Genomic DNA, 12,702 nt, shown 5'->3' on the forward strand with positions numbered 1-12,702 from the left:
GTCATCGCGGGCCAGGGGTCAGGCTGACTTCTTCTTACGGCCCTCGGCCTCGCGCGGGATGAGCGTCGGGGCGACGTCGTCCTCCACGACCTCCCGGGTGACGATCACCTTCGCGACGTCGCCCCGCGACGGGACGTCGTACATCACGTAGAGGAGGACCTCCTCGATGATCGCGCGCAGGCCGCGGGCGCCGGTGCCGCGCTCGAGGGCCGCCTCGGCGATGGAGTCGATGGCGTCGTCGGTGAACTCGAGCTCGACCCCGTCGAGGTCGAAGAGCTTCTGGTACTGCTTGACGAGCGCGTTGCGCGGCTCGGTGAGGATCTGGACGAGCGCCTCGCGGTCGAGCTTGCTCACGCTGGCGATCAGCGGCAGGCGACCGATGAACTCGGGGATCAGGCCGAACTTGGTGAGGTCCTCGGGACGGACCTGGGCCAGCAGGTCGTCGGCCTCGCGCTCGGCCGCGCCGCGCACCTCGGCGGTGAAGCCGAGCGACTTCTTGCCGACGCGCTGCTCGATGATCTGCTCGAGGCCGGCGAACGCACCGCCGACGATGAAGAGGATGTTGGTGGTGTCGATCTGGATGAACTCCTGGTGCGGGTGCTTGCGCCCGCCCTGCGGGGGCACCGACGCGGTGGTGCCCTCCAGCATCTTCAGGAGCGCCTGCTGCACGCCCTCGCCCGACACGTCACGGGTGATCGAGGGGTTCTCCGCCTTGCGGGCGACCTTGTCGATCTCGTCGATGTAGATGATGCCCGTCTCGGCCTTCTTGACGTCGTAGTCGGCGGCCTGGATGAGCTTGAGGAGGATGTTCTCCACGTCCTCGCCGACGTAGCCGGCCTCGGTCAGCGCGGTCGCGTCGGCGATCGCGAAGGGCACGTTGAGCATCCGGGCGAGGGTCTGCGCGAGGTAGGTCTTGCCGCAGCCGGTCGGCCCGATGACCAGGATGTTGGACTTGGCGACCTCGACGACGTCGTCCTTGGCCTTGCCGGCGACGGGCTGCAGGCCGGCCTGGACGCGCTTGTAGTGGTTGTAGACCGCGACGGCGAGCGACTTCTTGGCGTGCTCCTGGCCGATCACGTAGGAGTTGAGGAACTCGAAGATCTCGCGGGGCTTGGGCAGCTCCTCGAGGCTGACCTCGGCGCCCTCGGCCAGCTCCTCCTCGATGATCTCGTTGCACAGCTCGATGCACTCATCGCAGATGTAGACGTTGGGGCCAGCGATGAGCTTCTTGACCTGCTTCTGGCTCTTTCCGCAGAAATTGCACTTCAGCAGGTCGCCGCCGTCACCGATACGTGCCACGAGTCGTGTCCTCCAGTCTCGCCGGATGGGGGTTCCGGCACTCCACACCTTGCGCTGTGCTGTCTTGCAGTGGGCCGTACGACGGTACCCCGTCCCGGCCCCCGACGGGGGCCGGACACGAGATGTCGTCGGCCGTCATTTCGGGCCTCGGCTCGCCCTCAGGCGAGGACCGGGGCGCCCTTGCGGGACTCGATGACCGCGTCGATGAGGCCGTACTCGACGGCCTGCTCGGCGGTCAGGATCTTGTCGCGCTCGATGTCGCGGCTGACCTGGTCGATGTCCTTGCCGCTGGAGTCGGCGATCATCCGCTCGAGCAGCTCGCGCATGCGGAGGATCTCGTTGGCCTGGATCTCGATGTCCGAGGTCTGGCCGAACGTGCCCTCGGTGTAGGGCTGGTGGATCAGGATGCGGCTGTTGGGCAGCGCCATCCGCTTGCCCTTGGCGCCGGCGCCGAGCAGGATCGCCGCCGCCGAGGCCGCCTGGCCCAGGCACACGGTCTGCACGTCGGGTTTGATGAACCGCATCGTGTCGTAGATCGCCGTGAGCGCCGTGAAGGAGCCGCCGGGGCTGTTGATGTAGATGCTGATGTCGGTGTCGGGGTTCATCGTCTCCAGGCACATCAGCTGGGCGATGACCGCGTTGGCCACGTCGTCGCTGATCGGCGTGCCGAGGTAGATGATGCGCTCCTCGAACAGCTTGGCGTAGGGGTCGATGCGGCGGAAACCGTAGGAGGTCCGCTCTTCCCACTGCGGGATGTAGTAGTTCATGTTCAGTCCTGCTTCCGGGCCGGGCGGCCCTCGTCGGCGGCTTCGCGGGCGCTGGTGATGACCTGGTCGACGAGGCCGTACTCGACGGCCTGGTCGGCGGTGAACCACCGGTCACGGTCGGCGTCGGCGACGACCTGCTCGACGGTCTGGCCGGTGTGCTCGGCGATCAGGTCGAGCAGCACCTTCTTGATGTGCAGCGACTGCTGGGCCTGGATCTTGATGTCGGAGGCAGAGCCACCCATGCCGGAGGACGGCTGGTGCATCATGATGCGGGCGTGGGGCAGGGCGTAGCGCTTGCCCTTGGTGCCTGCGCAGAGCAGGAACTGGCCCATCGAGGCCGCGAGGCCCATCCCCACGGTCGCCACGTCGTTGGGGATGTAGTTCATCGTGTCGTAGATCGCCATGCCGGCGTCCACCGAGCCGCCGGGGCTGTTGATGTGGAGGAAGATGTCGGCCTCCGGGTCCTCCGCGGACAGCAGGAGGAGCTGCGCGCAGATCGCGTTGGCGTTCTGGTCGCGCACCTCCGAGCCGAGGAAGACGATGCGCTCACGGAGGAGGCGCTGGTAGATGTGGTCGTCGAGGCCATACATCCCACCGGCGCCGTTCATCTCGGGCGAGAGGGCTGGGCTGGAGTTCTGGTTCACGCTGGCGACACTAGCCGGAAGGACGGACACTTCCACGCGCTGACCCTCCCTGTTCGCCCACAGCGGATTCGGGGGCACGTCCGCCCACCCCTTCAGCCGAGCGCGACCTCCTCGAGCACCTCGCGGAACACCCGCCACCGCTCGGGACCGACTCGCGCCGCCCACTCCTCGTCGCAGGCCGCCAGCACGGCCGCGGAGCGGGCGAGGGCGTCGCGACCGGCGTCGGTGAGGCGTACGACGCGCGCGCGGGCGTCGTGCTCGGCCACGGAGACCTCCACCATGCCGAGCGCCTCGAGCTGGCGGACGAACTGGCCGCATCCCTGCGTGGTCATGTCGGCACACTCGGCGAGCTCGCTGATGGTGAGCCCCTCGACGGGGAGCCACTCCAGGACGCGCAGCTGGGAGGGCCGCAGGTCCGGCACCTCCGCGGCGAGGCGCTCGCGCAGCCGGCCGAACACCAGGCCCATCAGCATCGGCAGGTGCGGCCGGGCGGCCGGGAGCCTCTTGACGCCAGTCATGAAAGCAACTTACCTTCTTTGACCATGAAAGCAACTTTCACGCCGACGCCCGGCATCGACCGGCGTGAGGTGCTCGGCGCCGACGACGTCACCGACGCCGAGCTCGAGGCGATGGTCGCCGACCTGTGGGGGGAGCCGGCCGTGCGGCTGCTCGCCTCCACGGCCGAGCGCGTCGCCTACGACGTGCCGTCGATGCTCACCGGGGCCCGCACGTGGGTCCGGGGACACGCCGACCCGGGGACGGGCGCCCGGCCGTTCGAGTTCTTCGTCAAGCGCGTGCAGCACTGGCGCCACTCCCCCATGTTCGCCTTCGTCCCACCGGAGCTCGCCGCCTGGGCCGCGACCACCGTGCCGTGGCGCTCGGAGGTCCTCCTCTACGGCTCCGACCTCGCCGCGCGGTTGCCCGACGGGCTCACCATGCCGCGCGCGCTGCGCGTCGAGGACCGGCCCGACGACACCGCCGTGCTGTGGCTCGAGTCGGTCGAGCACGATCCCGCGCCCTGGGTGGCGGACGACGACGCCCGCGCGGCGTACCTCCTGGGCCGCCTGTCCGGGAGCCCGCGCGTGGCCGGGCTCGCCGACATCGACCCGCAACCGTGGCACATCAGCTACTTCGTCGAGGGCCGGCTCGCCCACACCGTCTTCCCGGTGCTCGCCGACGACGCCGTGTGGGCGCACCCGGCGGTGGCCGAGCACTTCGGCGACCTGCGCCCCGACCTGCGGGCCGTCGCCGCACGCCTCGACCGCCTCGCCCAGGAGTACGCCGCGCTGCCGCACCGCGCGTCGCACGGCGACGCCTGCCCGAACAACCTCATGCGACACCTCGACGGGACGGGCTACACGCTCATCGACTACGGGTTCTGGCGCCCCCAGCCCGTCGGGTTCGACCTCTCACAGCTCCTGGTCGGCGAGATCCAGGTGCGACGGCTCGACGCCGACGACCTGCCCGAGCGCGCCGCGACCTGCCTGGAGGCGTACGCCGAGGGGCTGGCGGCGGAGGGCAGCGCCGTCGAGCCCGACGTCCTGCGTCGCTGCCACGCCGTGAGCCTGATGCTGTTCAACGGGCTGCCGAGCATCCCGGTCGAGGCGCTCGGCGAGGACGACCAGGAAGCGGTCGCCCACCACGTCGCGCAGCGCGCCCAGGTGGCGCGCTACGCCTTCGACGTCCTCGCCGCGACGGACTGACCGGGACGACCGGGAAGACCGGGAAGACGGACCGGCGCCCGCCCCGAGGGGCGGACGCCGGTCAGTGTCACGGGCTGGGCGAGGCTCAGGCCTCGTCCTCCGCAGCGGTCTCGTCGCTCGCCTCGGGGGCGGTCTCGGGGGCGGTCTCGTCGACCGGCTCGCCGATGGTGCCGTCGGGGCGCAGGTTCTTCAGCTCGACCACGTTGCCCGAGGCGTCCTTGACGGTCGCCGCCTCGACGATCGTCGCGAGGGCCTTGCCGCGCAGGATCTCCTGCACGAGCTCGGGGATGTGGTTGTGCTCGAACATGTGGTTCGCGAACTCCTGCGGGTCCTGGCCGGACTGCTGGGCGCGGCGCACGAGGTGCTCGGAGAGCTCGGCCTGGTCGATGCCGAACTCCTCCTTCTTGGCGATCTTGTCGAGGATGAACTGCGCGGCGACCGCGTCGCGGACCCGGCGCTCGAGGTCGGCCTCGAACTCCTCCTGGGTCTGGCCCTCGTCCTCGAGGTACTTCTCCATCGTGATGCCGGCGAAGCCGAGCTGCTGCTCGACGTTCTGGCGGCGGGCGTTGAGCTCGTCGGTGACCATCACCTCGGGGAGCGGGATGGAGACCTTCTCCAGCAGGGCCTCGAGGACCGCGTCGCGGGCGGCGGCGGCCTGCTCGAGGCGCTTGCCGCGACCAAGACGCTCGCGCACGTCGGCGGTCAGCTCGTCGACGGTGTCGAACTCGGAGGCGAGCTGGGCGAACTCGTCGTCGTACTCGGGGAGCTGCTGCTCCTGCACGGCCGTCACCTTGACGGTCACCTGGACGGGCTCGCCCACCAGGTCGCCGCCGACGAGCTCGGAGTCGAACGTCGTGTCGTCGCCGGCGGAGAGGCCGACGAGGGCCTCGTCGAGGCCGTCGATCATGCCGCCGCGGCCGACCTTGTAGGACATGCCGGTGACCTCGCCGCCCTCGACGGTCTCGCCGTCCTTGGCAGCGACCAGGTCGATGGTGACGAAGTCGCCGTCGGCGGCGGCGCGCTCGACCGGGACCAAGGTGCCGAAGCGCTCACGCAGCGCCTCGACCTGCTCGTCGACGTCGGCGTCGGTGATCTCGATGTCTTCGACGCTCGCCTCGAGGCCGTCGTAGGCCGGCAGCTCGAAGTCGGGCTTGACGTCGACCTCGGCGGTGAACTCGAGGGACTCGTTGTCCTCGAACTTCGTCACCTCGATCTCCGGCTGGGCCAGCGGCTCGAGGTCGTGCTCCTGCAGCGCAGCCATGTACTGCTGCGGGACGACGGCGTTGATCGCCTCGTCGAGGACCGGGCCGCGCCCGACCTGGCGGTCGATGACCGCCGGCGGGACCTTGCCGCGGCGGAAGCCCGGGACGTTGATCTGCTTCGCGATCTTCTGGTACGCCGCGTCGAGGCTCGGCTTGAGCTCCTCGAAGGGCACCTCGACGGTCAGCTTGGCCCGGGTGGGGCTCAAGGTCTCGACGGCGCTCTTCACAAATGTCTCCTGATGCTGAAGGTCTGTGGGTGGACCACACGGGGAAAGGTGCGGCGCTGCCAGGGCACGGGCCCGGCGACCGCAAACCTCGCCAGTCTATCGAGGGCGGGGGCGCAGACCGAATCACGCCCGGGCGGCCGCCGCGAGGCGCGGGGAGCGCGTGACGGGTGGGACCGGAGGGTCGGGGCGACAGGACTCGAACCTGCGATCTCCTGCTCCCAAAGCAGGCGCGCTAGCCACTACGCTACGCCCCGCCAAACGGGCCCCGGGCGCTCCCCGGAGGGCGCTCGCAGCCTGCTTGGAGCGGATGACGGGAATCGAACCCGCGTAGCCAGTTTGGAAGACTGGGGCTCTACCATTGAGCTACATCCGCGCGCGTCCCGGCGACGTCGTCTCGCCGGTGCGGGTGTCATGGTGCCACACGCGCGAGCGCGCGCCGCAACCCGGCTCAGCGTCGGTGCACGAGGAGCAGCGCCCGGTCGTCGTTGCGCGAGCCGAGCGCCTCGACGAGCCGCGTGGCCCCGCCCTCGAACTCCCCGCGCAGCAGCCGCTCGGCCTGGCCGAGCATCCGGTCGATGCCGAGGGCGATGTCGCGGTTGCGGGTCTCGACCATGCCGTCGGTGTAGAGCAGCAGCGCGTCGCCGCGGCGCATCTCCCCCGAGACGGCGGGGAAGACGGCCCCGTCGACGAGGCCGAGGATGGGGCCCTCCGACTCGAGCACCTCCCACCGGCCCGACCCGGCGTGGCGCAGGGCGGCCGGCGGGTGGCCGGCGCTGCGGATGTCGTACGTGCCGGTCGCGAGGTCGAGCGAGAGGTGGATGGCGGTCGCGAAGCCCTCGTCCCAGTCCTGCTGGAGCAGGAACCGGTTGGCGGCGTCGAGGAAGTCACTGGGCGGCAGCGCGCTCAGCAGGCCACCCAGGGCACCGCAGAGCAGCAGGGCCCGGGTGCCGGCGCCCTGCCCCTTGCCCGAGACGTCGACGACGGCCACCTCGAGCCGGCCCTCGACGCGCGAGGCGACGACGAAGTCGCCGGCGAAGGGTGTGCCCCCGGCCGACCTCAGCTCGCTGGCGGCGTACCACTCCGCGGGGAGGTCGGGGATCCCACCCTGGCGCAGGATCCGGTCGCGCAGGTCGACGAACATCATCTCGCCCTGGATGCCGGCCACCCCGAGGCGCGAGCGGCGGAACGACGACAGGAGGACCACGAAGCCGAGGCCGAAGATGATGACCACGGTGAGGGCGATCCGCAGGGTGATCGGGTTCTGGCTCGGCACGACCAGGGCCAGGACGAGGAGCACGAACAGCACGAACCACGGCAGCTGCCGCGGACCGAGCACCAGGCTCGAGAGCACCATCGGCACCAGCAGGGTGACCAGGGGGAAGTCGTCGGAGAACAGCCAGATGGCGACGCCGATGAGCAGGGTCGCGACGACCAGCAGCGCCAGGGTGCGCGAGCCCCGCGGCACCACTCGGCTCGCGGCTGCGCGGAGCGATGGAGAACTCATGCTCGAGCTCCTCCTGCTCTCCCAGTCCCCTTGGTGGGAGATCGTAGGGCCCGCGACCGGAACTTCGGCTGACATTTGGGGCACCAGAACGAGCTGCGCCCGGCGAGCTCACCCGTCCGGACCGGGGTGCCGCACACCAGGCACGGCTGCGACGTGCGCCGGTAGACGTAGACCTCTCCCCCGTGGTCGTCCTTGCGGGGCGCCCGCCCCATCGCCTCGGGGGTGTGCTCGGGACGCACGGTGTCGATGCGTCCGGTGCGGACGCCTTCGGCCATGAGCTCGACGAGGTCGGCCCACATCGCCCGCCACTGGCCGCTGCGCAGCGTGTTGCCGGGGCGCAGCGGGTGGATGCGGTGCCGGAACAGCACCTCGGCGCGGTAGACGTTGCCGACGCCGGCGAGGACCTTCTGGTCCATCAGGAGGTCGCCGATGGCGCGCGGGCTGGTCGAGATCCGCCGCCAGGCCAGGTCGGGATCGGCGTCGGGCCGCAGCGGGTCCGGGCCGAGCCGGCCGAGGATCTCGGCGCGCCGGGCGGCGCCGACCAGGTCGCAGATGATCGCGCCCCGCAGGTCGGCGTACGCCGCCGGGCGCGGGTCGGTGGGGTCGTCGAGCGTGACCAGGCGCAGCCGCACCGCCCCGACCGGGTCGGGCACGGCGGCCGCGCCGCCCTCGATGCCCGTGTGGACGTCGAGCTGGCCGATGAGCCCCAGGTGCACGTGCACGAACCGCTCGCCCTCGTGCTCCACGAAGAGGTGCTTGCCGGCGGAGTCGGCCCCGACGACCCGGGACCCGTCGAGCTGCTCGGCGTCGGCGGCGAACCGCCCCTGGGGCGAGGTGACCCGGACCCGGCGGCCCGCGAAGGCAGCGGTGAGGTCGTCGGCCAGCTTGCGGAGGGTGTGTCCCTCAGGCATCCGCGCGGTCGGCGTCGGTGTTGGTCTCTGCGCCGGTGTCGGGACCGCGGAGCGCGGACTCCGGGAGCGGCGGCAGCTCGCCCGTCTCGTCGTAGGTGGAGAGCTGACCGATGCGACGCACGTGGCGCTCGTCGCCCGAGAAGTCCGTGGAGAGGAAGATCTCCACGAAACGGGTCATGTCGTCCACCGGGTGCATGCGGCCGCCGACGGAGACGACGTTGGCGTCGTTGTGCTCGCGGGCCAGCGCGGCCGTCTCGTCCGACCAGGCGAGCGCGCACCGGATGCCCTCCACCTTGTTGGCCGCGATCTGCTCGCCGTTGCCCGAGCCGCCGATCACCACGCCCAGGCTGTCGAGGCCCTCGGCCCGGTCGGCGGCGACCCCCTCGGCCGCGCGCAGGCAGAAGCAGGGGTAGTCGTCGAGGGCGTCGTAGACGAACGGACCGTGGTCGACGGCCTCGTAGCCGTGGTCGACCAGCCAGGTCAACAGGTGGTCCTTCAGCTCGAGGCCGGCGTGGTCGGAGCCCAGGTGTACGCGCATGGGAGGAGTTTGGCAGAGCCGGACCACGCGGACCGAGGCGGATGCCCGAGGCTGTGGACACGCCCGAGGAGGCGGGTCGCGTGCGAACACCCGGGCACCTGCGGTGGAGCTCGCGCTCTTGACTCGTGTCGCTTGATCATGAGATAATCGAACACATGTTCGATCAATGAGGAGGACGGATGGCAGGCCGAGCGGAGGGTAACGTGTGGGAGCCCGACGACCTGCACGCGCTTGCCGACCTCGTTGCCGTCCTCGCGCCCGCCACGACGGGAACCGACCTGCTCGACCAGCTCGAGGCCCTCGAACGGATCAAGTCCGCGGCCGCTGCCGCGCAGGCCGTCATCTCGGCCACCTTCGCTGACGCCGCCGACAGCGAGGACCTGCCGGCGTCCGGCCGGCGCACGCCGCCGCGGGCGATGTCGATCGGCGCCGAGGTCGCGCTCGCGACGCTGGCCAGTCCGTACGCCGGTGAGCAGCGGGTGCTGCTCTCTCGCCGACTGCGCGACCACCTCCCACTGACGCTGGCCGCGCTCGCTCGCGGCGAGCTCACCGAGGAGCGAGCCTTCGCGGTGGCCCGCGAGGTCGCCCACCTGACACCCGAGCAGCGCAGGCGCGTCGACGAAGACGTGGCGCCCCGGTTGACCGGTCTCGGTGACGCCCGGCTCCGCGCCGCCGTGCGCCGCTCGTGCCTGACCCACGCCGCCGAGTCCGAGACCCGACGCTGTCGGCGCGCCCGTGCCGATCGCCGGGTCACCTCGCGTCGTCTCGACGACGGCACCGGCCAGCTCATCGCCACCCTTCCCATCGAGGTCCTTGCCGCCGTCCGCTCAGCCCTCGACACCGCCGCCACCACCGCCCGGGCCGCGGGCGACGAGCGCACGTCCGGGCAGGTCCGCGCCGACACCCTCGCCGCCCGGGTCACCGGCAACCAGAGCGTCACCGACGCCGTGCCGGTGCGGGTCAACCTGGTCATCGGGGTCGAGTCCCTCCTCGGCACGGGCACCGAGCCCGGCTTCGTCCAAGGCGAGGGCTTCCTGCCCGCAGCCCTGTGCACGGCGTGGGTGCGCCGCGCCAGCGACTCGGCGAAGACCACCCTGCGCCGGCTCTTCGCCAGCCCCGACGACCGCGCGCTCGTCGCGATGGAGTCCACCAACCGCCGCTTCGACGGCCAGCTCGCCGAGCTGATCGACCTCCGAGACGCCGGGACCTGCCGCACCCCAGGCTGCAACGCCCCCATCCGCCACCACGACCACGTGACCGGGGTGGACGACGGCGGACCGACTGCCACAAGCAACGGCCAGGGGCTGTGCGAGCGCTGCAACTACGTGAAGGAATCGCCCGGGTGGGCCTCCTGGGTCGCCGAGCCCGGCGACACCAGGCTCCACGAGGTCCACGGCGTCACCGAGCACCTCCGCATCCTCAGATCCACGGCACCACCACTCCCCGGCGGACCCGCCGGAACCGTCGACTACTCCCCCTACGAGCTCCGGCTTGCCAGCAACTACACCCTGGCGTCGTAGTCCCGGGCTTTCGCGGCACTGTTCATTCGGTTCGGATCATCCTGCCCGGAGGCACCGGAGGTCACCGGTCGCTCCCACGCGGCAGATCCGTGCGCTCATCGCGACAGATCCGGTCATTCGCCGGGAACGGCAGCGTCCAGCACGCGCTGGATGAGCGACGTCGTGGAGATCGTGGAGGTACGTGCGACGTGCACGAAACGTCCATCGGCGACGGCGGGGCCGTAGACAGCCGACGCTGCCTCGAGTGACAGGTCATCGCCATGCACCACCGTCGAGATCGCGTGTTCCTCCAAGAACTCCGCTGTCACTCGGTCCGGGGAGTCGGCGATCACCTCGTCGACGTACCTGCACGCCTCGATGACCGCGACGCGCTCCGCGAGCGTCATGATCGGACGCCGTTTGTACGAGGCAACCGTCTCGTCGGACAAGACGCCGACCACCAGCCAGTCGCCATGACTGCGAGCCTCTCGAAGGAACGCGACGTGGCCAGGTGGAACAGGTCTCCGACCATGTCGACGTAGACCCTCGACGAGGGTCGCGCTTCAGCGCCGGGGTCATCTGTCATCGGCGCATCCTGGTTCGTCGGGGAGCACGGCTACTTTCAGTTCGTCGAGACGGTACCCGCGCGCACATCGGCATGAGCGGACGCACGGGTCGCGGCAGATCCGGGCGAGCCTGGCCGCCCTCAACGCGGCATAGAAACACGTTCTGAGCGCTGGCTCTGGACGGAGGAACGTCCCCCTGCTGCGCTTGTCGGGCTTGGTGTCCCATCGCAGACAGGAGGACGTTCATGACCAACGGTAATGGCGTGAGCCGGGGTGATCGGAACCGGAATGCTCGGCTCGCTCGGCTCCGTGAGCTGGTGCCGGTGAGCAACGCGATCGTCGGGATCGACCTGGCCGATCGCAAGCAGATGGTCGTGGTGTGCGACCACGACTCCAAGGTGCTGGCCCGCAAGACATTCCGGTGCCGGGCCTGGGATCTCGGTGTCGCGTTGGACTGGGCAGCGCAGCGTGCTGCAGCCAGCGGCTTTGCTGGAGCGACGGTGGCGTGCGAGCCGACCGGTCACCGGTGGCGAGTGCTCGGGCAGCTCGCCGCGGACCGTGACATGTCGTTCGTTTGTGTGCAGCCGATCCAGACGTCCTGGGCTCGGCGCAGCGAGGACCTGACCTTCGACAAGACCGACGACAAGGACGCCATCCTGATCGCCAGGCTCACCGCCCAGCTCCGCTGCTACGACCCCGAACCAGTCGATGAGACGGGCCGGCTCCGTCATCTTGGTGCCCGGCGGGAACGGCTGATCGTCGACGCGGGCGCTCAGGTCCGCCAGATCCGCGACCTGCTCGAGTGCGTGTGGCCGGCGGCGCTGGAGACCGCGAACTACCCGTTCCGGTCCAAGACCTGGCCGGCTGCGCTGTGGGTGATCTTGGACCGTGACGGCGGCGACCTGGCCCGCACCCGACGCCTCGGCCTGGCCCGGTTCGAGAGCGCCGCGCGCCGCGAGGTCCTCAAGCGTGGCGGGCAGAGGCCGTGCCTGCGGATCGTCCGCAAGCTCTACACCGCGCTGGCCGACCCGACCGGCGTCACAGCGCACCGACGCGGCGCGTTGGAGCGGGTGCAGCTGCTGCTGGAGGACTGGGCCGAGACCCAGCGCAAGCTCGCCGACACCGAAACCCGGATGACCACGGTCCTCGACGAGCTCGGCCTCACCGAACTCGCCACCAGCATCCATGGGCTGTCGCCGGTGGGTGCTGCGGCGATCCTCGCCGAGACCGGTGACCCGACCCGGTTCGCCACCGCCCGGGCGTTGGTCAAGCACGCCGGTCTGGCCCCGCGGGAGAAGAAGTCCGGCACCTTCACCGGCAAGAGCAAGCTCACCGGCCAGGGCCGGCCAAAGCTCCGGTTGGCGGCCTGGCGCGCGGTCTGGGGAGCGTTGCAGACCAACACCGTCTACGCCGCCCGCTACCGACACCTCACCACCCGCGAGACCAACAAGCTCACCGCCACCCAAGCCCAAAGCGTCATCGCCGCGGCGATCCTGCGGCACCTGCACGCGGTGATCACCACCGGCCAAGCCTGGGACCCGGTCATCGCCGCTCACGGCACCCGGCGCAGGGAGGCGGTCACGATCGCGGCCTGATCAGTAGGCGGGGCATCAAGTTGACGGTCGGGGCAAGCCCTACGCGGCATTGAGGACCACGAGTACCTCGTCGCTCATCGCGGGCAGCCCCGTCCGTCGTCTCCTCAACCCGATTACACGCTGCCGGGCACAGCCCGATTCACCGCTATGCAGGGACAGACGACGGACGCGGCACCGAACAGATGCT

The 12,702-nt window shown here is 70.6% G+C and carries 11 protein-coding genes, 2 tRNA genes and 1 pseudogene; 3 read left to right on the top strand and 11 right to left on the bottom strand.

Features of this window, described 5'->3' with window-relative positions:
- Positions 1–18 precede the first annotated feature (18 nt).
- From clpX to NYO98_RS16330, 4 genes are all read right to left on the bottom strand, one after another.
- Positions 19–1,299: an ATP-dependent Clp protease ATP-binding subunit ClpX gene (clpX, locus tag NYO98_RS16315; RefSeq protein ID WP_268112789.1), complete on the bottom strand. Its 1,281-nt coding sequence runs from the start codon at positions 1,297–1,299 to the stop codon at positions 19–21.
- A gap of 158 nt (positions 1,300–1,457) precedes the next feature.
- Positions 1,458–2,066, bottom strand: coding sequence for an ATP-dependent Clp protease proteolytic subunit (locus NYO98_RS16320; RefSeq protein ID WP_268112790.1), 609 nt, complete (start codon positions 2,064–2,066; stop codon positions 1,458–1,460).
- Positions 2,067–2,068: 2 nt separating this feature from the next.
- Positions 2,069–2,674, bottom strand: a complete 606-nt coding sequence (locus NYO98_RS16325) for an ATP-dependent Clp protease proteolytic subunit (RefSeq protein ID WP_211732383.1) — start codon at positions 2,672–2,674, stop codon at positions 2,069–2,071.
- Between the two features lie 128 nt (positions 2,675–2,802).
- On the bottom strand, positions 2,803–3,228 hold the full coding sequence (locus NYO98_RS16330) for a MarR family winged helix-turn-helix transcriptional regulator (RefSeq protein WP_268112791.1): 426 nt from the start codon (positions 3,226–3,228) through the stop codon (positions 2,803–2,805).
- Between the two features lie 24 nt (positions 3,229–3,252).
- Between NYO98_RS16330 and NYO98_RS16335 the strand changes: the two genes are divergently transcribed.
- The gene (locus NYO98_RS16335; RefSeq protein WP_268112792.1) at positions 3,253–4,413 is read left to right on the top strand and encodes a phosphotransferase; all 1,161 of its coding nucleotides are present in this window, start codon (positions 3,253–3,255) and stop codon (positions 4,411–4,413) included.
- 85 nt (positions 4,414–4,498) lie between these two features.
- Here NYO98_RS16335 and tig read toward each other — a convergent pair whose 3' ends face one another.
- The 6 genes from tig to NYO98_RS16365 form a co-directional block, all read right to left on the bottom strand.
- A complete protein-coding gene (gene tig / locus NYO98_RS16340) occupies positions 4,499–5,902 on the bottom strand; it encodes a trigger factor (protein ID WP_268112793.1) in 1,404 nt (467 codons plus the stop codon).
- Between the two features lie 181 nt (positions 5,903–6,083).
- Positions 6,084–6,156, bottom strand: a tRNA-Pro gene (locus NYO98_RS16345).
- 45 nt (positions 6,157–6,201) lie between these two features.
- Positions 6,202–6,275, bottom strand: a tRNA-Gly gene (locus tag NYO98_RS16350).
- Positions 6,276–6,350: 75 nt separating this feature from the next.
- The gene (locus NYO98_RS16355) at positions 6,351–7,406 is read right to left on the bottom strand and encodes a PP2C family protein-serine/threonine phosphatase (protein WP_268112794.1); all 1,056 of its coding nucleotides are present in this window, start codon (positions 7,404–7,406) and stop codon (positions 6,351–6,353) included.
- Positions 7,403–8,317, bottom strand: coding sequence for an Fpg/Nei family DNA glycosylase (locus NYO98_RS16360; RefSeq protein ID WP_268112795.1), 915 nt, complete (start codon positions 8,315–8,317; stop codon positions 7,403–7,405). Before NYO98_RS16360 ends, NYO98_RS16355 begins: the two co-directional genes overlap by 4 nt.
- Positions 8,310–8,855: a ribose-5-phosphate isomerase gene (locus NYO98_RS16365; RefSeq protein ID WP_268112796.1), complete on the bottom strand. Its 546-nt coding sequence runs from the start codon at positions 8,853–8,855 to the stop codon at positions 8,310–8,312. The genes NYO98_RS16360 and NYO98_RS16365 overlap by 8 nt, the downstream gene beginning before the upstream one ends.
- Before the next feature lie 179 nt (positions 8,856–9,034).
- On the opposite strand from NYO98_RS16365, the gene NYO98_RS16370 reads away from it, so the two are divergent.
- On the top strand, positions 9,035–10,375 hold the full coding sequence (locus NYO98_RS16370; protein ID WP_268112797.1) for an HNH endonuclease: 1,341 nt from the start codon (positions 9,035–9,037) through the stop codon (positions 10,373–10,375).
- A 113-nt stretch (positions 10,376–10,488) separates the two neighbouring features.
- Here the strand turns inward: NYO98_RS16370 and NYO98_RS16375 are convergent.
- Positions 10,489–10,863, bottom strand: a pseudogene (locus NYO98_RS16375) (adenylyltransferase/cytidyltransferase family protein); the annotation flags it as partial.
- A 380-nt stretch (positions 10,864–11,243) separates the two neighbouring features.
- On the opposite strand from NYO98_RS16375, the gene NYO98_RS16380 reads away from it, so the two are divergent.
- On the top strand, positions 11,244–12,515 hold the full coding sequence (locus tag NYO98_RS16380; RefSeq protein WP_268112798.1) for an IS110 family RNA-guided transposase: 1,272 nt from the start codon (positions 11,244–11,246) through the stop codon (positions 12,513–12,515).
- Positions 12,516–12,702: the final 187 nt, after the last annotated feature.

It is taken from the genome of Nocardioides pini, from assembly GCF_026712185.1.
Lineage (GTDB): Bacteria > Actinomycetota > Actinomycetes > Propionibacteriales > Nocardioidaceae > Nocardioides > Nocardioides pini.